We start from the raw sequence: 21,201 nt of genomic DNA on the forward strand, positions 1-21,201 counted from the left end.
GAAGACAGTAGTGGGCTGGATCAGCGCCGCGGGAACCTCACCCGGAGCCGTCGGGTTGCCAGCTGCTGGGCATCATCGGAACAGTCCGGGTGCCGTCGAGGGTCCCGCGGGTGACGGTCACCTTGCCCGCCGCGGGCGGCACCGCGCCCACACCGAGTGATCCGATCCCGCGGCTGGTGGCCGAAACCTCGTTCTCCAGGTCCATGTATTCGCGACCCAGCCCTCGGTCGCCGGCGTGTGCGCGTAGCCGTTCACGCGCGGATTCATCCTGGGAGAGCGCGGCGTCCTCGCCGCTCGAGAGCTCGTCGGCGAGGTCGCGCTCCCGGCGCCGCGCGCGGCGTTCGGCGAGCGTGTTTCCCGTGCCCAGCCCGGAGGCCTGTGCGGCATAGAACGATTCGCCCAGGCCCGCGCCCAGCGGGTTGGACGTGGTGGGCCCGATTCCCGGGCCAGGGCCGCCTGCCGCCGGTCCGCCGCCGCTGGGTGCGGGCGCCGGCGACGGTGCCGACGTGCCCACGCTGCTGGTGTGCACGACGGTAGGTGACGGTGCGGGTGCCGAGGTGGTGGTCATGGCCGGGGCGCCACCCACCGGCGCGGTCGCCGCGGGCGCGGGCACCGGGGCAGGGACTCCGGCACCCACGGCGCCGAGCGCGCCCAGTGCCCCGAGGGAGCCGGTCGCGGCAACGGCGGCAGGCACCGCGGCCACGGCCGCGCCGATCACCGCGGCTTGAATGACGGTCTGCCCGATGGGCCAGAAGATCATCAAGGTGTGGAAGGTCGCCCAGGCGAGTGCACTGGCCAGCGCCGGGCTCATGCCCGGAATGCTCGACAGCAGGTTGGTCAGCCCATTGGCGAACGGCACCGCTGGGATGGGCCAGCCGCCAGGATTCAGGTCCTTGGAGACCGGCCACGCGAAGTTGCTGGTGTATTGCTGGATGAGGGCTGCCAGCTGGTCCTGCCATGAGGTGGTGCTCTGCGCGGTTGCGGTGGCATCGGCTTGATCGAGGCTGCGACCCGCCTCGGCGGCCGGGGCGGCAGCGGCGCTTTGCGTCACTGCGGAGGTGGACGCGGCCTCGCCGCCGGGCGCCAGGATCGCCGGTGCCGGGGTGGTGACCGGCACCGCGGCGAGCGCCGATGCGGCGACGGCCTCATAGACCGTCATGGTCTGGGCGGCCTGGATCCACATGCGGATGTAGTCGGCCTCGTTCACCGCGATGGGGATGGTGTTGACCCCGAAGAAGTTGGTGGCCACCAGCGCCCCGTGCAGGGCGTGGTTGGCGGCGAGCTCGGGCAGGGAAGGCATTGCGGCCAGGGCAGCGGTGTAGGCGCCGGCCGCGGTCTCATGCAAGGCCGCCGCAAACGTACTCTTCACTCCGCTGTCTAGCAGCCAATCCAGATACGGGCCGTGCGCGGCGGTGTACTGGTCGGCGCTTGGGCCCTGCCACGCTCCGGCCTGAACCGCGCCGAGCATTGCGGTGAGTTCACTGGCCGCCGCCGCGTACTCGGCACCCAGCGATGACCACTGCGTCGCGGCAGCCAGTAGGGGACCCGGACCTGGCCCACTAGACAGCAGCGTCGAATGCACCTCGGGCGGCAATGCCATCCAGATCGGCGCGGTCACCGCAGCGGGCCACTATCACTCACAGGAACCTTTAAGGTCCTGGTCAGGCCGTATTTTCCGGGCACGCTGATTGGTCGAACGAGCGGGGCGATAAGTTCCCGGGAAATTTCTGCGGAAATGCCGGCAAACCGCTCGCGGCGCTACACCAGGTCGTAACTGACCCTGGATCGAAAGTAGCGGTGCTGGATCACCGTGATGATCACCAGGATCAGAAACAGGATCAGCGACATCGCCGCCGAGCGCCCGACATGCGCCGCCTCAAACGCCTCGGCGTACACGCGGTGCGCGGCCAGGTCGGTGCGGTTTTGTGGGCCGCCGCTGGTCAGGGCGTACACGGTGTCGAAGGTCTGCACCGCGCTCACCACACCGGTGACGAGCACGAAGAAGAAGGTGGGCCGCAGCATCGGCAGGGTGATGCGGCGGAACCGCTGCCAGGCCGTCGCGCCGTCCACCCGCGCCGCGTTGTGCACATCGCGGGGAATGGCCAACAGACCCGCCATGAAGAACAACGCCACGTAGCCGACGTTGGTCCACACACTGACCGCTGCCACCACCGGCAGCGCCAGGGATGGATCGGTGAGCCACTCGATGCGTTGTCCCAGAAGCGCATTGACCACGCCGTCGGTGGGTGCCAGCATCCAATGCCACAGCACACCGATGGCCAGCGGGGCGCAGATCCACGGAATCACATAGATGGTCCGGAACAACACGGTGCCGGGCAGTCCGCGCACCAACAGCGTCGCCGCCGCCAGGCCGAGTGCCGTCTGCACCGGGATCACCAGCGCCACAAAGAGCAGCGTCACCAGCAGGGAATGTCCGAAGGCGCCGTCGGAAAGCACCGAACGCCAATTGTCCAGGCCGACGAATTCGATGGGGCCCAACAGATCCCAGCGGCACAGGCTTAGCCACACCACCACCAGGATGGGCAGCAACAGAAACGCCGCGACCCCGAACAGGCTCGGGGCCAACAGCCCGTAGGCGACGGCTGTCTGCTTCGACCGACTCACGGGACCATTAAATCGTGGACGCTCCCGGTAGCGTTGGGCACGTGACTCGGTCCGTAGATTCCGATTTCCTGGCGCTACCTCGCGCTGAACTCGCCGACGCTGCCCTGAACGCGGCGCGCGCCGCTGGCGCCAGCTATGCCGATCTGCGCATCCATCGGCTGATCAACGAGGAGCTGATGCTGCGCGACGAGCAGGTCGAGACCGCGGTGTCCGGCCGCACCATCGGTCTGGCGGTGCGGGTGATCGTTGACGGCACGTGGGGATTCGCCTCGCATGTGCAGCTCGATACGACGGCCGCCGCCGAGACCGCGCGCCGGGCCGTGGCCGTCGCCCGGGGACTGCGCAGCTTGAACCGCGAGCGCGTCGAGCTGGCGGCCGAGCCTGTCTACGCCGACGTGCAGTGGGTGTCCGAGTACGAGATCGACCCGTTCGGGGTGCCGCAGGCGGACAAGATCGCGGTGCTGCAGGAGTATTCGGCCCGGTTGTTGGCCTCCGATGGGGTGGACCACTCCTCGGCGTCGCTGACGGCGGTCAAGGAGCAGACCTTCTACGCCGACACATTCGGCTCGTCGATCACCCAGCAGCGGGTGCGGGTGATGTCGCAGCTGGACGCCATCGCCATCAACACGGCTGACGGCACGTTTGATTCGATGCGCACCCTGGCCCCGCCGATGGGCCGTGGCTGGGAGGCCATCGGGAGCGACGGCGTGTGGGACTGGAGCACCGAACTGCGTGAGATCCCGGAGCTGCTCACCGAGAAGGTGAAGGCGCCCAGCGTGGTCGCCGGACCCACCGACCTGGTGATCGACCCCACCAACCTGTGGCTCACCATCCACGAATCCATCGGCCACGCCACCGAATACGACAGGGCCATCGGCTACGAGGCCGCCTACGCGGGCACGTCATTCGCCACCCCCGACAAGCTGGGCACCATGAAATACGGCTCGCCCGTCATGAACGTCACCGCCGACCGCAACGAGGTGCACGGCCTGGCCTCGGTCGGATACGACGATGAGGGGGTGGCCTCGCAGCGCTGGGACCTGGTGCGCGACGGCATCTTCGTTGGCTACCAGCTGGACCGCGTGTTTGCGCCGCGGCTGGGCCAGGAGCGTTCCAACGGCTGCTCGTACGCCGATTCGCCGCACCATGTGCCGATCCAGCGGATGGCCAATGTGTCGCTGCAGGCCTCCCCGGATGAGCGCAGCACCGACGATCTGATCTCCGCCGTGGAGGACGGCATCTACATCGTGGGCGACAAGTCGTGGTCAATCGATATGCAGCGCTACAACTTCCAGTTCACCGGGCAGCGGTTCTACCGCATCCGCGGCGGCAAGCTGGATGGGCAGCTGCGTGACGTCGCCTACCAGGCCACCACCACTGACTTCTGGGGGTCGATGGAAGCCGTTGGCGGCCAATCCACCTGGCGCCTTGGCGGCGCCTTCAACTGCGGTAAGGCCCAGCCCGGACAGGTGGCAGCGGTGAGCCATGGCTGCCCATCGGCGCTCTTCCGTGGCGTCAATGTTCTCAACACCAAGCAGGAAGGTGGTGCCGCGTGATCCCCGCACAGCAGGTCGCCGAGGATGTGCTGGCCGAGGCCGCGCGACGCGGTGGTGCCGATGACACCATCGTCCTGATCCAGGACAGCAGCGAGGCCTCGCTGCGCTGGGCGGGCAGCTCCATGACCACCAACGGCGAGTCGGTGAAGCGCAGCATCGCGGTGATATCGATTCTGCGGCAAGGGGATCAGACCCGCGTTGGCTCGGTACTCACCGAGGACGCCGACCCGGCCGCGCTCGCCGATCTGGTGGCGGCCAGCCAGGCCGAGGCCGCCTCGGCGCCGCCGTCGCGCGATGCCATGCCGCTGCTGGGCCCCGGTGAGGCCGTGGGGGAGAGCTGGGATGCGGAGATCGTGCCCACCAGTGCCGGGGTGTTCGGCTCGCTGGCAGCCGATCTCTCCACCGGATTCGACGGCCCCGATACCCTGTACGGCTACGCCCGCCACGAACGGCAGACCACCTTCTTAGCGTCGTCGACGGGGCTGCGCCGCCGGTTCACCCAGCCGACGGGCCAGGTGGAGATCAACGCCAAACGCGGGGTGGGTAGCGCCTGGGCCGGAGTATGCACCCCCGAATTCGTCGATGTGCCCACCGAATCGCTGCTGCGCCAGCTCAATGAACGGCTCACGGCCGCGCAGAATCAGATCGAGTTCAAGGCTGGGCGCTACGAGACGCTGCTGCCGCCGTCGGCCACCGGGGACCTGATGCAGTACCTGGTGTGGACCATGGGCGGGCGCGGCGCGCATGAGGGACGCAACGCCTTCGCGGGGCCGGGCGGCACCCGCATCGGCGAGCGCCTGACGGACCTGCCCATCACGGTGTACTCGGACCCGTCGTACCCGGGCTTGGAAAGCAGTCCTTTTGTGGCGACGCCTATTTCGCGGGAATCGTTGTCGGTGTTCGATAACGGCATCGGGATCGAGCGTGTCGATTGGGTGCGCGACGGCGTGATCAACGCGCTGAGCTACTCACGCGCCGACGCCGCCGAATTCGATACCGCTCCCACGGTAGGTGCCGACAATCTCATCATGACCGGGGGAGGCAGCGAGAGTCTGGAGCAGATGATCGCGGCCACCGAGAACGGTCTGCTGCTGACCACGCTGTGGTACATCCGCGAGGTGGACCCGACGGTGCTGCTGCTGACCGGCCTGACCCGTGACGGGGTGTACCTGGTGCGGGACGGCCAGATCACCGGCGCGGTGAACAACTTCCGGTTCAACGAGAGCCCGATCGATCTGCTGCGGCGGGTATCGCAGGTGGGCGCCACCGAATACACGCTGCCGCGCGAGTGGAGTGATTACGCGACGCGGCAGGCCATGCCGGCGCTGCGCATCCCCGACTTCCACATGTCGTCGGTCAGCGCGGCTCAGTAGGGGAGCCGGGAAGGGTCTCCACAGAACCTTCACAAAAGGCTCCAGCCATCCCCACAACCGTCAAATAACCTGTTCATGTGCAAGGCCAGCGAAGAATCTTGGTTGTCGACGACGAGCCAACGATCTGTGCGTCCATTTCCGCACGGCTGCGCGCGGAGGGGTACGCGGTAGACACCGAGGACAACGGCCTGGACGCGGTGCGGCATTGCCGCGAAAACCCGCCGGACCTGATGGTGCTGGACGTCATGCTGCCCGGGCTCGATGGGCTGGAAGTGTGCCGCCAGGTGCAGGCCAACGTACCCATCCCGGTGCTGATGCTCACCGCGCGCGGCACCGAGACCGACATGCTGGTGGGTTTGGGTGTGGGTGCCGACGACTACCTGCCCAAGCCGTTCAGCATGCGGGTGCTGGTGGCCCGGGTGGCCGCGCTGCTGCGCCGCACCGATCGGATCGCGCCGCCGAGCACCGATGTGCGCATCGGGCAGGTGCGCATCGATGTGTCCGAGCGCCGCGTCTATCACCGCGACGACGAGGTGCACCTGACCCGCACCGAGTTCGATCTGCTGGCGTATCTGGCCGATAACCCGCGGGTGGCGATCAGCCGGGATCGCCTACTCGATCAGGTGTGGGGCTGGAGTGAGGGGCTGCCGTCGGGTCGGCGCACCGTCGACAGCCACATCAAGGCGCTGCGCCGCAAGCTCGGGCAGGAGCTGATCCGCACCGTGCACGGCATCGGATACGCGTTGGAGGCACCGCGATGAGCCAACTGCTGGAACTGCTACCGCGCCCGCTGGATCCGTTGCGCTCGTTCAAGTTCAAGACGGCGGTGCTCGTGGGGGTGGCGCTGCTGATCGCCACCTGCCTGCTGTGGATCACCGCCGAGTGGAAGCTGCGGTACGCGCTCACCCTGGCGTTGTTCGTGTCCTTCGGGGTGACGTGGTTTCTGGCACACGGCATGACCTCGCCGCTGCGCGATATGACGGCGGCGGCGCGTTCGATGGCCCAGGGCGACTACTCGCGCCGAGTGCGTTCGACTTCCCGCGATGAAGTGGGCCAGCTGGCAACGGCTTTCAACCACATGGCCGCCGAGCTACAGTCCGCCGAACGGTACCGGCGCGAGCTGGTCGGCAACGTCTCGCACGAGCTGCGCACGCCCATCACCGCGCTGCAGGCGGTGCTGGAGAACATTGTCGACGGGGTGGCCGAGCCGGATCCGGCGACACTGAAAACCGCGCTGGCACAAACCGAACGGCTCGGCAGGTTGGTCGATGACCTGCTGGATCTCTCGAAGCTGGAGAACGGATCGGTTCCGGTGCAACGCGAATCGTTCGCGGTGCGCGAGTTCGTCGATGATGCGGTGGCCCAGGCGAAGACGACCGGGCGCCAGGTGCGCTATCACGTGACCGTCGAACCGTTCGACCTGATGGCGATCGCCGATACCGCGCGGCTGCATCAGGTGGTGGCCAATCTGCTGGACAACGCCTCGCGACACAGCCCGCCCGGGGGACAGGTGTCGGTGTTCGCGCACACCGAGAACGACGCGCTGCTGCTGGAGGTCGCCGACACCGGGCCGGGCATCGCCCCGCACGAAAGATCCCGAGTATTCGAGCGATTCACCCACGGGGGATCGCGTGATGGCGGCACCGGTTTGGGGCTGGCCATCGCGCAGTGGGCCGTCGATCTGCATGGCGGCCGCATCGAAATCGTGGACGCGCCCGGCTGCCGGGTGCGCGTCACGTTGCCGCAGTTCAACAACGAGGAGGGGAATTCATGACCACTGGTTCGATGGTGCCGCCGCCGTACCCATATTCGATTCCGGGAGCACCGGTTCCGGGTGCGCCTGCCGGGCCGCCCGTGCCGCGTCCGCCGGTGCCGATCTTTGGGCCGCCGACGAAGTTCCTGACGGCGTGGCCGCGCGATATCCGATCGAAGATGACGCAGGGCGCGTTGCTCAGCGGCATCGGTGCTGGGTTGGTTGCGGCGCTGTGCTGGCGGTCCTCGCTGCCAGGCCTGGGGTGGATGCTGACCGCGCTTGCGGTGGCGCTCGCCGCGTTCGCGACGCAGAAGGTGCGGTGGACACCGACGCGCATCGGCGCGGTCGGGCTGGCGCTGTGTCTGGCGGTGGTGCCCACCGTGCGGGATGCGGATTGGCTGGTCGCCTTATGCGTGCTGACCTCGCTGGCGCTGTTTATCTATGCGCTCGCTCCCGCCAGCACCTGGACCGGTCTGGTCTATGGGCAGCTGGTGATGGTGCGGGTGCCGCTGCGGGTGGCGGGCTGGATGCGCCGCGGCACCCGCACGATGTCGCGTGGCCGCAAGGTCAGCCCGGATCGGGTGGCGATCGTCGTGCTGGTCACGGTGGCGCTGGTGGTGGCGTTCGGGGCGCTGCTGGCCGATGCCGATGCCCGATTCAGCGCACTGATCTCCGGGGTCATGCCGTTCGTATCCTTCTGGGATGTGATCGGGCGGGTGATCGTCGGCGTGTTGGTGGGCGGATTCGCGTTGGGGTCCATCTACGTGCTGGCCATGCCGCCGGCGTTTGACCGGCTGGCGCCGACGGAGCCCAAGCGGCTGCCGCGCTGGGAGTGGAGCCTGCCGCTGGCCGCGCTGAACTTGTTGTTCATCGCGTTTGTGGGTGTGCAGATTTCGGTCCTGTTCGGAGGAGACGAGCATGTGCAGGTCACTGAGGGGTTGACCTACGCAGAGTATGCGCGGCAAGGCTTTTGGCAGCTGCTGTTTGTCACCATCCTGGTGCTGGGCGTGATCGCGGTGGCGATCCGGGTCGCGGGGCGGGAGGAGGCTCGTGACCGGCTGTTCTTGCGGGTGCTGATCGGCGGGCTGTGCCTGACCACGCTGGTGATTGTGGCCTCGGCCATTCACCGGATGTCGCTGTATGAGAACGCCTACGGGTACAGCGTGGAGCGGCTGCTGGTGCGCTGGATCGAGCTGGGCTTGGGTCTTGTGTTGGTGCTGATCTTGGTGGCGGGGATTCGGATGAGTGCCCGGTGGCTGCCCACTGCGGTGGTGGCGGTCGGGGCGTTCGGGATGCTGGGGCTGGCCATCTTCAACCCGGAAAGCTATGTGGCGCAGCGCAACGTGCAGTTCTTTGAGCAGACCGGCAAGATCGATCAGCGGTACATGGGATATCTGTCCGCCGACGCGTTCGCGGCGACGAAGTCGCTGCCCGAGGATGTGCGGGTGTGCGTGCAGGGGCGGATGAAGGATCGCTTGCGGCCGACGGCGCCCTGGTACGAGTACAACGTAAGCCGGGCGAACCTGCAGTCTGCTGAGGTCAAGGAGACCTCGTGCAACGTGGATCGCGACCACAGGTGACCTGGGTTCCAGGGGCGCGGCGGGGGATCGGCTAGAGTCGTGACCTGCTGGGGGCGGTAGCTCAGTTGGTTAGAGCCGTGGACTCATAATCCATTGGTCGCGGGTTCGAGCCCCGCCCGCCCTACAAAATCGCCTGTTGAAAGGGTACATACGAGCTTTGATGTATGAGACCTTGACCCGAGATGGTCGGTTTATGGTCGGTTTAGGACTTGCGAGGTTTCCTGGGTTTCGGCCCACGGACGGCCTTCTCGACCAGCGCGGCGGCATCATGGTGCACTCTGTTGCGCTGGAGATAGTGCTTGAGTGTGGTCGCCACGTTTGTGTGTCCGAGCACGTCAGCGGCGATGCGGGGGTCTGACCTCTCGTCGGTGACCAGGTTGCCCAAGGTCTTCCTGAAACTATGGCCGGTGGTCTTTTCCAGGGTCTCACCGAGAGAGGCGCGGGCTTTCCGCCACTGCTTGGCGAAGTTGTTGGTGTCACGAAGTGTGCCTATCGAGGAGGGGAAAATGAGGTCCATTCCGCCAGGTCGTGGTTCGGCTGCGCGAGCAACCAGCATCTCCACGGCGAACTTGGGCAGTGCGATGACCGGGGAGACACCCTTACGTGATTCATCGTTGACGGGTTGGCGCAACAAACCGATTCCGGTCCCGCGTACCACGCGACCTGTGACCTGAATCGTCTTGTCGGCAGGGGCGAATTCCTTCCATCGCAGCGCGAGGATCTCGCTAACTCGCAACCCGGTGGCGATATGCATGAGGATGGGGTCTGTAAGGTCGGCTTCGAGACAGTAGTCGGATGTTGCGAGCGCGTTCAGCACTGCGGGCAGTTGAGCTGCTTCAATGGGTTCCGCTGCTTTGCGTTTGGGCGTCTCGGGCTTCGCTCTCGGTTTCGGTGGAGCAGCGATAACACGGGCAGGGTTAGTATCCACGACACCATCGCGCACCGCCTCATCGAGAACTCGAATCAGGTTGCCGCGCAATTGCTTAGCTGTAGTGTGACCATGCTGCGCCTGCACAGCCTCCAGGATTCGGTAGAGCCGCCCAGGTGTGCACTCGCCAACCGTCAGTCCTTCAGCGTTAGCGTTCCAGTAGTTGAACCGCAGCCTGTAGGTGTCCCGTGTCCGCACCGGCTCGTTATCTTCGACCATTCTGTCGAGCCGTCTCTGCAGCAGGGTTGTGACCCGCGTGTTTTTGCTAATAGCACCGTCCTCGGAATCGGTCGCTGCCAAGGGGGATGTCCGTCGCAGTTCTTCGATGTGTTGCAGGAGCGCCTGCTCAGCGGCGGCACCATGACGGTCGGTGACACCCAGCGGCGTCCGCTTCCGTGGGCGCAAGTCGTCGCCTGACAGGTCGCGGTAGTAGCACCGCGCCTCCCACTTTCCAGGACCGAGTTGCGTCCGCTTCACCCTTCCGTGCTGGCCGAGCCCGAGTCCAGGTCTACCCATCGTCGCCCCCGTCACCTATCACGCCGCCCGTCGCGCGGATGTCGGCTTCGAGCGCCACCAGGCGGTCACGGAGTTCCTTTATGAGCCGCTGGTCCAGGGGGGTGGTGTCCTTAATCGGCCGTAGCCGGGCTCGGAAGAGCAATTTCTTGGTGTCTTGACGCTGGCGGGTGAGGTGCATCAGTTCGCTGGTTTTCTGATCTCGCGGGAGTCCCTGGCCCAGCGGCTTCCCGCCCCACCAGTCGGCCACGAGTTCGGCGCGTGCTCGGCGGTCGGGGAGCACCTCAACCTCGGCGTCGGGCATGTCGCCCCATGTCAGCAGGACGGCGGGTGTGACGCCGAGAGCTGCTGCGAGGACTGAGATTTCGTGTACAGCGACGTATTTTCTACGTCCTATTTCCATGTCCGTGATGAGTGCCTTGGTGACCTTGCATCCGAGTTTTTCGGTCTCATCGGACACCCACGTCACGCTGCGAGTTCCGCGCAGCGCGCGGACGGCCTGCCCGACACGGTTGGTTTGTTCCTGTTGCCACGACATGAACAGCAGAATAGCGCAATGTGTGGATTTACGTGAGATTCAAGGTTGACGGCGTGAGTTTACGTGATAGTGTGGTGTGTATAAACGGCAAATGCCGATAAAATGATGTACACACACGCAAGGAAGAGAGTAATGGAAGTACCCGAGGTGCGGTTCCTTAACCGCCGTGAGCTGGCGGAACGCTGGAGCATGAGCGCGAGGACGCTGGAGAACTGGGCTGTGCTGGGGCGTGGGCCGACACCACGCCGATTCGGCAAGCGAGTGCTCTACCGATTGGTCGATGTGCTGGCCTACGAGCAGTCCGTGTTCGAGGAGTCGGCGTGATGTCCATCGCCTCGGCGCTCGCGGCGTCCGGCATGACCGCTGCCGAGGCTCGGGTGCAACTGCGCGTGGAGCAGGCCGTGGTGCTCAAAAGGATCGTGGCCGTCAAGCGCCGCCTACGGGAAAGCTCTGCCCAGCTGGAGTCCCTCGAAGCCCGTCTGCGCGAAATCCATGAAGGTCAGCAGATTTTGGGGGACAGCAGCGCATGAAATATCGATTCATCACTCCGGGTGAAGCACGACCCGATGACAAGCCCTTCACGTATTTCGCATCGGACAACCCCGACCCCAAGCCTGTCGAGTCGGTGCTCAACGATTCCGGCCAGGGACGGACGGTCTTCGGCAATAACGCCGCTCTCATCGACATGGTGGCCCGACTGTACGTCCCGGACGGTGCTCAGGTGCGGGACGTGACATGGGGTAAAGGAGCGTTCTGGAAGGGCACGGACACCAGCCGTTTCTCCCTGCGGGGCAGCGATGTCGCTGATCACATCGGCGGTCACGACGGGATTGTCCGAGCCGACTTCCGTGCTCTCCCGGACGAAGACGAGTCCGTAGACCTCGTAGTGCTGGATCCCCCGTACATCCACAACCCGGGCAAGCACGTCACCGACAGCAGGTACAACAATGCGGCTACGACGAAGGGGCTGTCCCACGCCGACATCCGCGAGTTGTACCGGGCTGGGATGGCCGAGGCGCTGCGAGTGCTGCGTCCCGGCGGACAGCTCTGGGTGAAGTGCAAGGACGAAATCGAATCTGGGAAGCAGAAGTGGAGTCACATCGAAATCCACGACGATGCTACCGATTTGGGTCTGTACGCGCGTGACTTGTTCGTCTTGGTGCCGCCGTCGAAGTCCCCACAGTCCCGGTGGAACACGCAGAAGCACGCGCGCAAAGTCCACTCATACCTATGGGTCTTCGACAAGCCGAAACGGTCACGGCGCGCTGCATGACCGGAAGGGTGTTGCCGACCATCATAGTGCGGCACACGAGGTTCATGACCCGGGCACCCGCGATGCGATAACCGTTGTCGCACAAAAGAAAAACCCGCCGTTGCAGGGCGGGTTTCAGGTCGAGAAAGGAAATGAAGATGACCGAGAACGATGTTGAGGATACCACCCGCAGGCAGTGCAGGTGGTGCCGTGTCTGGCTCGACACCGAGGACGACGAGGACCGCGAGCGCTGGTATGGCGCGAAGGACTTCTGCTCCGACGAATGCGCGGAGAAGGCACAAGAGAGTCTGACTGAGCGGGTAGAGCGACTAATCGAAGAATTCCAGGAAAGAGGTACTGCGCGGGCTTCGTATGAACACGACGAAGCAGAAGTCGAAGCCGAGGTGATCGAGGAATTCGCGATTGTCCAGATCAGCGTGCGTCGAGACGCCGAGTGCGATTTCTGCAGGCAGCGTACGCGCATCGGCGGACCTGTTGTGCACTTCGACCGGGACGGCGACGAGGAAGGCGGCTACGGACATCACCAGCACGGGTGCGGGCACTGGAACGTGCCTGCGTGTGACTACATCCGCTCACGTGACGAAGGCGAGATTCGAGCACTGATTGAGCGCGTCATTGATGCGAACAACGCGGATGTGATTAGCGAGCTTCGCCGCTGGTGGGACGAGTGTGACCCGGAAGAAAAGGAAGGTTGTGAATTTGAAGACCTGGTGATGTAAGCAGATCGCGGAGGGTGTTGCCGACCACCAGGTGCGGCGCGCGGGGCTCGTGACCCCAGCATCCACGGTGTGCACCGAAAATGTTGGTGCACAAGAAGAAAGGAGAAATGTGATGCTGGAATGTCCAAGGTGCGGTGACGAATGTGATGAGAGAGACATGATGGAAGTTGCCACGGTTATCGTATGTTCCGAATGTCGTGCGATGCGGAACTGTCCAAGGTGCGGTGACGAATGTGACGAGAGAGACATGGTGGAAGTTGCCGACTCAACGATCGTATGTTCCGAATGTCGATTTGACGCGGAGCTTGAAGATTTGAGTCGATGGGAAGAGGAACTTGCAGAGGGAGCGCACTGATGCCCGAAAACACCTGCGGAACATGCCCCGAATGTGACCGACCCAACGAAGGGCTCGTCCGCCTGGTCGATGTGCTGATGACGATGGGAGTCGATTTCGAGCTGCACCAGCACGCCGCGTGACGGTCAACTAGAAGCCCCGGAGCCCACTTTTCTCCGGGGTTTCTTCATGCCTGGGGGACGTGCACCCCTCTCGATTGCCCTTCCCGCCCAGCAGTTCTAGCGTCGAGCCATGCCCGAAAACCCCACCGTCCGAGGTCATCTGATGGCTCTCGCCGAACTGTTCGATGAACCGCAACACGTCCACGGTCCCGACGCCCAGTGCTGCTCGGCAGCCGAGCATCCCGAGGCATGGGCAGAGCTGACGGTGGGCTGGTCTCGCGTGCTCGGGGCTGCCCGCACCCTCCAGGAGCGTCACGCAGAGGACACTCACGATGCCGTACTGGTCATGTGTGCCGACGCTGCTCGTGAGGCAGCGGTGGGGGAATTGCGCTGGTGCTGGGCGAGATTGGTGAATCAGTACGTCGAGGCGGTGAGCACCGATGTCTGATTCGGAAGTTCCCCTGACCCCCATCGAGCGCCTTGCCGTCGCTGCGCTCTACGCCCGTCTGACTGCCGCCACCCCCTCATCTCGCCTGCGGCTCGACTCGGGTCTCACATCTAAAGATGTGTTACACCCACGACAACACCCAGAGGACGGGATGAACACGCAGGTCGCGCAGTCTCATATCCTGGTGTCACATCCGAAGTCTCACAATCAGTCTCACCAGGAGGCATCGTGAGCACAGCGGTGTACCTCCGAGTGTCCACAGGTCACCAGTCGGTCGAGCAGCAGCGCGACCTTCTGGACTCGGCGGGGGTTCGGGCTGATCGTGAGTTTTGTGACGTGGCGTCGGGGCGCGCTGGCTCCGAGCGGACTGGCTGGACGGAGTGCCTTGGATGGCTCAGAGAGGGTGACACCCTCGTCGTAGCAGCCGTTGACCGCATCGGGCGCTCCGTCCGCGAAGTGGCCAGTGCCCTAGCCGATTTGACCGAGCGAGGCATCGCACTGCGGTCTCTGCGGGAGGGTGTGGACACTTCGACTCCTACGGGGCGCGCGGTCGTGCAGATCATGTCGTCCATCGCTGAGTTGGAATTGGAACTGGGCAAGGAGCGTCGTCAGTCCAGCAGGGAGGCGCGCACTGCTCGGGGTCTGCCCGCTACCCGACCACCGAAACTCGATGTAGCACAGCAAGAACGGCTCATTCGGCTCTATCGGTCTGGGGAGCCTGTTGCCGAGTTGATGAGCCTGTTCTCGGTTTCGAGGGCGACGGTGTTTCGGTACGTGCGACAAGCGAGTTGAGCCAGTGAGGGCCGCTGTTGTCGGGGAATGGATTGTTGTCACGGGCGGCTGGAGCCTATTTCGCACGATGCGAGAGCAAGTGTTAACGCCAGCCTTGGCGCGGCAAGTTGCCGAATGGTGTTACGAGCAACGGGATTACGAGTCAGCCGCCGAAATGCGTTGGGCTGCTGGGGAAGCCGAGAAGTGGCTCGCAGGAGAGAACCCCGACCAGTCCGACGACATCGTTGCGCGCATCGACGAGCTGTTAATGAGCGACGAGTTGTGGCCGGATGCGATGGACTGGTCACCGATGTCTGGCGCTGAGAAGGCGAGGATCCTCGCGGGTGAGCAAGACGAGCGCCCTCGCTCACTGCCTGTGGGCCAAATCCATGCCATCCCCGTCGAACAGGTGGTCGAGTGGACGGCATGGTGGGACGGGTTGAGTGAGTCCGACCGGCACGACACCCCTTGGTACGTCGTGTGTCATCGACACAAGGTCGCTGGTGAGCGCGAGGTGTCGTGCGGGTGCGGAAATCCCAGTGGACAAGGGGATTCCCGGTAACATCCGTCGCATGGCGAAGTCCCCTGTCCCGTACTTCGGCGGAAAGAGCTGGCTGGCCCCGCGCCTGGCGGGCGTGTTACCCCCGCACAAACACTACGTCGAAGTGTGCGGGGGCTCCTTGGCTGTGCTGCTGGCCAAGAAGCCGAGCAGACAGGAAACAGTCAACGACCTGGATAACCACCTGATGACGTTTTGGCGGGTGTTGCGGGACAGGCCCGACGACCTGGAACGGGCCTGTTCCCTGACCCCGCACAGTAGAGCTGAAAGGGCACTAGCGCAAGAGATTTCGAGTGAGCTGGATGAACTGGAAGTCGCGCGGCGGGTGTTCGTGGCGTTAACACAGGGGAGGTCGGGGAGTCTCACTCGCACGGGTTGGCGGCACGACCTGCGGCCCGTGAGCACCCCGATGCCCGTCGTGTTGCAAAGGTATGCGGGGCGAATAGCGCAGGCAGCCAAGCGGATTCAAAAAGTCAGTCTGGAGTGTCGTCCTGCCGTCGAGCTGGTCGAGGCGTACGGGGCCGTTAGAGAGAACCTGCTCTATGTGGACCCGCCGTACATCGTGGACAAGGGCATCAGGAGGGGCGGGGAGTATCGGGTGGAGATGCGGAGTGTGGGGGCTCACCAGGAACTCGCGGAGGCGTGCGTCGGGGCTGATGCGGCGGTGGTGGTGTCGGGATATGCCTCGGAGCTGTGGGACGGGATGCTCGACGGGTGGTACAGGTACGAGATTCCCATGCTGACCTCGCAAGGGTCGGGGGACGGTCGGCGGACAGAAATCGTGTGGAGCAATCGGGTGTTGGAGGGTCTGGAATACGACGGGGAATTTCCGTTACAGGATGGGCCTAGTGTTACGGAAACGCAGCACCGTTGTGTGGGGTGCTCGGCGGTGTTGCGGCACCCGAAACGAGGCCGTCGTCGGCGCTGGTGTTCCGAGGCGTGCAGGGTCGCCGGCTGGCGTGCACGGCGTGATGCCGAGGGTGCGTCGGTCGAGGGCGGCGAGGCTGCGGGATGAAGCGGCGGGCTGCCTGATCTACTTGGGTGATGGATGTGACCAGGTATCGGACGTTTGTGGCTGACCCGCCCTGGCGGTACCAGAACACCAGCTCGCGAGGTGCCGCTGAGAACCACTACGACACCATGTCCCTCGACGACATTCGTGCGCTCACGGTGGTGGCGGACAGCGCCGCCGATGACGCTCATCTCTACTTGTGGTCTACCTCGCCGCACCTTCCCGAAGCGTTCTCAGTGATGAAAGCGTGGGGATTTGAGTACCGCACCCAGCTCATGTGGATGAAACCCCAGATGGGCATGGGCAACTACTTCCGTGTGGGCACGGAGATCGTGTTGTTCGGCACCCGAGGGGATGCCGAGGTGCCTGTTGAGTTGGGCGACGAGCAGGAGGGTGCGGGGTTCATCTCGCCACGGCGTAAGCACTCGCAAAAGCCGTCTGAGTTCCCCGAAATGGTGATGGACCTGAGCCCTGGTCCCTACATGGAGCTGTTCTCCCGCTGCAATCGAACGCGGGACATCGACGCCGAATGCAGCTGCACGAAATGCCGCTTCGGATGGGCCGTGTGGGGAAACCAGTCCTAGAGAGGGGTGTTATTACGGAGAAGTCGTGCTCGGCGGCGTGCAGGTCTGCGGCCTGACGAGATCAGCGGGTGGGTTGATGTGCGTTCTATCCGTCGAGCAGGGTGGGGATGAGGCTATGGACTTGCTCGGTGTAGTGGTTTTGGGTGTCTTCGAACGCTGTGACCATGCGTGCAATGCGCTCGCGGTAGACGCTGGCGCGCTCGGCGCGGACGGTCTTCTCGGCCTCACGCTGCACAAGCAATTCGGAGTCGGCGTCGCCCTCTAGTGGTGTCCAGGTGTGGGTGTCGGTGATTTCCCAGTCGTTGGCGACCGTGAAGCCTTCCGATTGCAGACGAGCCAGGAGTTTGACCATCGCCTCGCGGCGAGGTCCCACGATGTCGGACCATTCGGTGATGAGGACATCCAGTGCCGAGAGGGTGTCTACCAGCGCCGAGAGGGCCTGCACCACAACGGGCATCTCGACGATAAGTCGAGGGTTCACGGCTTCTTCTTCGGGATATCGGTCGGCGATGACTTGTGCGCGACGGGTCAGCTCGTTGAGCACCTCGTGCACCGCGACCCCGACTTCTCCTGCGTGGTGACTTAACTCGGCTGCCATGTCGCGGCGTGCGCGCAGCAGGGCCAACAGCTCGTGCGGCGAACCTTCCACGGTGTCAGTTTTCCATAGCGGACAGGTGGTTGTGGGACTGAATACCGCTGCGCGGATGTGGCGACCAGCACCGAATCGAGATATTGATGGGGGTTATTCCCGCCACCGTCAGAGACTTGCAGCGCCGCCAATTGACGTAAAGAGGTTGACTGGTGGTTACCCGTCGAGCACGGTGGGGATGATGTTGCGGGCTCGCCGTGTGTATTCGCTGCGCGATTCCTCGAACGCAGCGGCCATGCGCAGGAGGCGCTCCTGGTAGGCGGTGGCGCGTTCGGCGCGCACGGTTTTCTCGGCTTCTTGCTGCACGAATGCGTCCGGGTGCGCGGTGTCATCCAACGCAGGCCAGTGGCGGGCCTCGGTGACGGTCCAGTCATCGGACACCTCGTAGCCTTCCGACCTCACACGCGCGAGGAAGTTCACTATCGGGTCGCGGCGGGCTCCCACCGCGTCGATGCATTCGCTGATCACGGTGCTGAGCGCGGACTGGGCATGGACCAACGCGGACAACACCTCGACGACAGCGGGCATCTCCTCGATGAGCCGCAGCGTCATGGTCTGGTCTTCGGGGTATTCCTCGGCGATGACCTGGGTGCGGCGAATCAGCTCATCGAGCACCTCGCAGATGGCAACCCCGAACTCGCCGTTGGCGTCAATCGACGGTTCGGCGCGTTCACGGCTATCGCGCAGCACCCGCAGCAAGGCGTGAGGGCTTTTCACGTGGTCAGCAGGTCAACCGGGTGCCTCACCCGGCTACGTACCAGTGGTCACCGATGACTGAACGCAACAGGGCCATATGGACGTGGATTTGGAATAGGTGGGTGGCCTCGACAATGGCAGCACCACCGATTCGCAGGCCAGGCGCGAAGCCATACAACTCATCGAACTGCAAAGCGCCAAGATGCTCGTACACGCGGTCGAACATCGGCTCTTCCTCGCGGTCTAGGAAATCAAACTGCTTCTTCTCTGTTCCCGTGAAGAATGCTTTGAGTGTCCATTCGAGGTCTTCCTTGGAGGACTCAGTCACCGTGCGGAAGAAAACGGAGCCACGGACGGGCTCGACAACTAGCGATACTCCGTAGCCTGGTGTCCAGAACCAGACCTTCCCAAAGGCGCTCCGAATAAACGGAATGTATTGGGCGTCGTCGCCTAGACGGGGGTGCTTGATGGTGTCGAGCAGGATTTCTTCGGTGGTGACTTTCCACTCGATAGGGTCCACGAGCCAGATCAGCCCGTTGCCGAACCCGGAGAATCCGTAGTCCTGCCAGTAGGAGATGAGACAGTCAGGGACGAGCCCGGTATAGCCGCGCACGTGCTGATCGGTGCATCGGGTTCCGGGGATGGTGAGTGGAAACTTGGTAAGGAAGTACTCGAAGTCTTCGTCGGACATGTCACTCACCTCCTGTGATCCTGATGTTCACGATGGCGTTCGGGTCTTGAGTCTCTAGCCATGCACGAACGGCGTCTTTTTGCTGCTTGGTGAGAGTACCGAGTGCATTGTTGACCTGCCAATCGCCGTAGGTGAGAGGATTTTTGTAGCCGCCCAACGCGCCGTCAGGGTTGTGGGTCGCGGGTTGCGGGATGAGACCACCTGGACCCGAGGGGAACTGCTCGTTCGCGTACTGCATTGCAAGTCTTTGGGCTTCTTCCGGTCCATATCCAGCTTGGCGAAGCTCCTTGATGCCGATGTTCTGCAACTCCGAACGAAAATCATCTCTCAGCTCGGTGCTGGACGGGCGGGGTGTGTCCATGTGGTCGAGGACTTGCTGGACGCTTTGGGTGTTGAATCCGTGTTGCCAAAGCCCTGTCTGGCGGTCGATTTCGGCGCTGTGCTCGGGGCCGAGCTTGTCGGTGTAGGGCGGATGGTGGATGTCGTACTGGGGTGTGCGGGGCAGTTCGTCAACCGATACTCCGTGGTGGGTGGCGAGGTCTTGTAGATTCTGTTCGCCTCTGTCCCAATCCATCTGGTCGCGGATGGTGCGGTGCGAGTCGCGGGCGTCGTGCAGGATGTCGTCGGCGCTGCGCAGTGGCCCGACAGCGTGCTCGGCGGCGACTGCGCCAGGGGCATGGTCGCCGGTTCCCCCGCCCGGCGGTGTGTGGTGTTCTGGCACGTCGGGGACGTGCCCGCCGCCTGGTAGGTCGGGGTGGGGTGTGTGCGTGAGGTCTCCGAGGAGCCCGCGAGCACCTGCGACGGCTTCTGCGCCGATGGGGGCGGCGACTGCCCCTGCGGCTGCTCCTGCGGCTCCTTGGACGAGTTTTTCCCCGACGTAGCCTCCGGGGTTGTCGGCGGCGCGTTTCACCTCGTCGCCGAGCATGTCCAGGCGTTCTTGCGGGGTCATGCTCGCGTAGTCATACAAGCCCTTGGCGGTGTCTTTGGCGAGGGCTCCCCATGCTTCGGCGACCCCCGGTGCGCCAGGACCAGCTTGCCCGGTGAGCTTTTTGCCTTCGTCGAGCATGGCGTTACCGGCAGCGGCCCCATGATCGCTAGCCTCGGCATTGAACCTGTGGAACTGATCTGCGAAATCCCTATCGATGTTCTTCGGATCGGTCGGGGAAGCGGACGGAATGTCGGCGGTGCGGATCAGGCGCGGATTCTGCGCATTCTCGACGGCTTTGTTGACCTGTGCGTCGATTTGGTCTGCGGGCACGCCCTGGCGTGCCAGTAGTTCGCGGGTCATCTGTTTGAACGCGGGCACGTCCTTGGCTTGCAGTGCGGGTGCGAGTTTCGCGGGCGGTTCGCGTCCGCTGGCGACATCGCGTACCCCGGGCACGGCTCCCACGCCGCCGAGCTTGGAGGGGTCAACTGCCTTGTCGCCCACGGGTATGTCTTTGGGATACAGCTTTTTGTAGTCAACCGTGTCCCCGATGGGGGCGGCGGCGGGTGTGGTTGTTCCGTCGGCTGTCTCGGCAGCCTGACCCCGTAGTGCCGCGAGGTAGCCGTCAGGCTTGACGGTGGAGTTTGGTGTTGCGCGCGGTGCGTTGTCGGCGAGCACCTTGTTGATGTCGAAAGTGCCTGCCGTCGCGTTCAGCACGCCCTTGATGTTCTGTTGGGCGGCGGCGACAAGCTGGGCGACCTGTTGGGTCGCGGAGAACCAGGCGTTCGCCGATGCGGTCAGCTCTTTTTGCCGTGCCTCAACAAGTTTGGTGTTCTCTTCGATGAGCTTCTCGCTGGTGCCTGGGACGGGTGTGTAGGTGAGTTTCAAGTCCTCCGAACAGGTAATACCCTTGTCTCGCTGGGACTCGACGCTTTCGATGATGTTCTTGGCGTTGACGAGTTCGGGGACAAGGGTGTGGTCGATGATGGGAGCGGCGTCGCGCTTGTACTGGTCGGTGATGTCCTCGACGCGGGCGGTGAACTTCCAGCCCGACTCGGTGTTACCTTGTCCCGCTTCGGCGGTGTGCCCGTCCCAGTAGGTGCCGCCAGGTTTGGCGATACTGCCCTTGAGCTTGGAAATTATCGACTCGTACGCGGCGGCGACAGGTGTCAACGCATCGAGCAGGGCATGGTATTGGTTGGTGTCAGCGGTCAGGATCGCTGATTTCGATGGCCCCTGCATGGATTCCCTAGACCCGCAGGGGGCTGCCGATGGCGCGCATCGCGGCGGTGCCCTGCTCCTCGGTGAGCACCAAACCCTTCTGGAACGCTGCTGTCACGTCCCCCAGAGCGCCCATCCAGCCGACGAGGACGGTGCCGACCTCGGCAAGGGTGTCCGAGAGCAGAGAGTGCATCGCGGCAATCGCGGGATCAGCGCCATGCGGTGAGGTGCTGGCCGGGGGAATCTTGGCCTTCAGCTCCGAGGCAAGCTCATCTATCTCTGGTTTGAGCTTGCCGAGCGCGGCCAGGTCAGCGGCAAGCACCTGTCCCAT

Annotated in this window: 24 protein-coding genes and 1 tRNA gene; 16 read left to right on the forward strand and 9 right to left on the reverse strand. The window is 64.2% G+C overall.

What is annotated here, in order from left to right:
• Positions 1-37: 37 nt before the first annotated feature.
• Together ABG82_RS29235 and ABG82_RS09660 are read right to left on the reverse strand one after the other, a co-directional pair.
• Positions 38-1,618 carry a PPE family protein gene (locus ABG82_RS29235; protein WP_043079568.1) on the reverse strand — a complete coding sequence of 527 codons (1,581 nt, stop codon included), beginning with the start codon at positions 1,616-1,618 and terminating at the stop codon, positions 38-40.
• A gap of 140 nt (positions 1,619-1,758) precedes the next feature.
• A complete protein-coding gene (locus ABG82_RS09660; protein WP_043079567.1) occupies positions 1,759-2,625 on the reverse strand; it encodes a carbohydrate ABC transporter permease in 867 nt (288 codons plus the stop codon).
• Positions 2,626-2,666: 41 nt separating this feature from the next.
• Here ABG82_RS09660 and ABG82_RS09665 point away from each other — a divergent pair, with 41 nt between their 5' ends.
• The 6 genes from ABG82_RS09665 (at position 2,667) to ABG82_RS09690 (ending at position 9,011) form a co-directional block, all read left to right on the forward strand.
• On the forward strand, positions 2,667-4,181 hold the full coding sequence (locus ABG82_RS09665; RefSeq protein WP_043079611.1) for a TldD/PmbA family protein: 1,515 nt from the start codon (positions 2,667-2,669) through the stop codon (positions 4,179-4,181).
• Positions 4,178-5,554 (forward strand): metallopeptidase TldD-related protein, encoded by a 1,377-nt coding sequence (locus tag ABG82_RS09670; protein ID WP_043079566.1) that lies wholly within the window; start codon positions 4,178-4,180, stop codon positions 5,552-5,554. Before ABG82_RS09665 ends, ABG82_RS09670 begins: the two co-directional genes overlap by 4 nt.
• A 98-nt stretch (positions 5,555-5,652) precedes the next feature.
• Entirely contained in the window at positions 5,653-6,315 is a 663-nt protein-coding gene (locus ABG82_RS09675; protein ID WP_054173194.1) for a response regulator transcription factor, read from the forward strand.
• Positions 6,312-7,328, forward strand: a complete 1,017-nt coding sequence (locus ABG82_RS09680; protein WP_043079565.1) for a HAMP domain-containing sensor histidine kinase — start codon at positions 6,312-6,314, stop codon at positions 7,326-7,328. The genes ABG82_RS09675 and ABG82_RS09680 overlap by 4 nt, the downstream gene beginning before the upstream one ends.
• Positions 7,325-8,887 (forward strand): DUF4153 domain-containing protein, encoded by a 1,563-nt coding sequence (locus tag ABG82_RS09685; RefSeq protein ID WP_043079564.1) that lies wholly within the window; start codon positions 7,325-7,327, stop codon positions 8,885-8,887. Before ABG82_RS09680 ends, ABG82_RS09685 begins: the two co-directional genes overlap by 4 nt.
• A 50-nt stretch (positions 8,888-8,937) precedes the next feature.
• Positions 8,938-9,011, forward strand: a tRNA-Ile gene (locus ABG82_RS09690).
• A 78-nt stretch (positions 9,012-9,089) separates the two neighbouring features.
• Here the strand turns inward: ABG82_RS09690 and ABG82_RS09695 are convergent.
• Complete coding sequence (locus ABG82_RS09695; RefSeq protein WP_157847532.1) at positions 9,090-10,115, reverse strand: site-specific integrase; 1,026 nt, start codon at positions 10,113-10,115, stop codon at positions 9,090-9,092.
• A 208-nt stretch (positions 10,116-10,323) separates the two neighbouring features.
• Positions 10,324-10,866 carry a hypothetical protein gene (locus ABG82_RS09700; RefSeq protein ID WP_052511094.1) on the reverse strand — a complete coding sequence of 181 codons (543 nt, stop codon included), beginning with the start codon at positions 10,864-10,866 and terminating at the stop codon, positions 10,324-10,326.
• A 132-nt stretch (positions 10,867-10,998) separates the two neighbouring features.
• Here ABG82_RS09700 and ABG82_RS09705 point away from each other — a divergent pair, with 132 nt between their 5' ends.
• The 10 genes from ABG82_RS09705 to ABG82_RS09745 all read left to right on the forward strand — a co-directional run bounded on the left by ABG82_RS09705 (position 10,999) and on the right by ABG82_RS09745 (position 16,688).
• Complete coding sequence (locus ABG82_RS09705) at positions 10,999-11,190, forward strand: helix-turn-helix transcriptional regulator (RefSeq protein ID WP_043079562.1); 192 nt, start codon at positions 10,999-11,001, stop codon at positions 11,188-11,190.
• Positions 11,187-11,396: a hypothetical protein gene (locus ABG82_RS09710; protein WP_054417007.1), complete on the forward strand. Its 210-nt coding sequence runs from the start codon at positions 11,187-11,189 to the stop codon at positions 11,394-11,396. The genes ABG82_RS09705 and ABG82_RS09710 overlap by 4 nt, the downstream gene beginning before the upstream one ends.
• The gene (locus tag ABG82_RS09715) at positions 11,393-12,139 is read left to right on the forward strand and encodes a DNA methyltransferase (RefSeq protein WP_052511093.1); all 747 of its coding nucleotides are present in this window, start codon (positions 11,393-11,395) and stop codon (positions 12,137-12,139) included. The genes ABG82_RS09710 and ABG82_RS09715 overlap by 4 nt, the downstream gene beginning before the upstream one ends.
• Before the next feature lie 137 nt (positions 12,140-12,276).
• On the forward strand, positions 12,277-12,858 hold the full coding sequence (locus ABG82_RS09720) for a hypothetical protein (protein WP_131676304.1): 582 nt from the start codon (positions 12,277-12,279) through the stop codon (positions 12,856-12,858).
• Between the two features lie 354 nt (positions 12,859-13,212).
• A complete protein-coding gene (locus ABG82_RS29150) occupies positions 13,213-13,335 on the forward strand; it encodes a hypothetical protein (protein WP_264030935.1) in 123 nt (40 codons plus the stop codon).
• 109 nt (positions 13,336-13,444) lie between these two features.
• Positions 13,445-13,762 (forward strand): hypothetical protein, encoded by a 318-nt coding sequence (locus ABG82_RS09725; RefSeq protein WP_234708083.1) that lies wholly within the window; start codon positions 13,445-13,447, stop codon positions 13,760-13,762.
• Positions 13,763-13,990: 228 nt separating this feature from the next.
• Positions 13,991-14,554 (forward strand): recombinase family protein, encoded by a 564-nt coding sequence (locus tag ABG82_RS09730; protein WP_043079559.1) that lies wholly within the window; start codon positions 13,991-13,993, stop codon positions 14,552-14,554.
• Between the two features lie 154 nt (positions 14,555-14,708).
• On the forward strand, positions 14,709-15,095 hold the full coding sequence (locus ABG82_RS09735; RefSeq protein ID WP_074338509.1) for a hypothetical protein: 387 nt from the start codon (positions 14,709-14,711) through the stop codon (positions 15,093-15,095).
• 10 nt (positions 15,096-15,105) lie between these two features.
• A complete protein-coding gene (locus ABG82_RS09740; protein WP_065212765.1) occupies positions 15,106-16,107 on the forward strand; it encodes a DNA adenine methylase in 1,002 nt (333 codons plus the stop codon).
• A gap of 35 nt (positions 16,108-16,142) precedes the next feature.
• On the forward strand, positions 16,143-16,688 hold the full coding sequence (locus tag ABG82_RS09745) for an MT-A70 family methyltransferase (RefSeq protein ID WP_157847531.1): 546 nt from the start codon (positions 16,143-16,145) through the stop codon (positions 16,686-16,688).
• 85 nt (positions 16,689-16,773) lie between these two features.
• On the opposite strand, the gene ABG82_RS09750 is transcribed toward ABG82_RS09745, so the two are convergent.
• From ABG82_RS09750 to ABG82_RS09770, 5 genes are all read right to left on the reverse strand, one after another.
• Positions 16,774-17,337, reverse strand: coding sequence for a hypothetical protein (locus ABG82_RS09750; protein WP_234708082.1), 564 nt, complete (start codon positions 17,335-17,337; stop codon positions 16,774-16,776).
• A 156-nt stretch (positions 17,338-17,493) separates the two neighbouring features.
• Positions 17,494-18,054, reverse strand: a complete 561-nt coding sequence (locus tag ABG82_RS09755) for a hypothetical protein (protein WP_043079558.1) — start codon at positions 18,052-18,054, stop codon at positions 17,494-17,496.
• A 25-nt stretch (positions 18,055-18,079) separates the two neighbouring features.
• Positions 18,080-18,724: a GAD-like domain-containing protein gene (locus tag ABG82_RS09760; RefSeq protein WP_043079557.1), complete on the reverse strand. Its 645-nt coding sequence runs from the start codon at positions 18,722-18,724 to the stop codon at positions 18,080-18,082.
• Position 18,725: 1 nt separating this feature from the next.
• The gene (locus tag ABG82_RS09765) at positions 18,726-20,891 is read right to left on the reverse strand and encodes a hypothetical protein (protein WP_043079556.1); all 2,166 of its coding nucleotides are present in this window, start codon (positions 20,889-20,891) and stop codon (positions 18,726-18,728) included.
• Positions 20,892-20,898: 7 nt separating this feature from the next.
• Positions 20,899-21,201, reverse strand: coding sequence for a hypothetical protein (locus ABG82_RS09770; protein ID WP_052511090.1), 303 nt, complete (start codon positions 21,199-21,201; stop codon positions 20,899-20,901).

Origin of the sequence: Mycobacteroides immunogenum (assembly GCF_001605725.1) — a bacterium.
GTDB lineage: Bacteria > Actinomycetota > Actinomycetes > Mycobacteriales > Mycobacteriaceae > Mycobacterium > Mycobacterium immunogenum.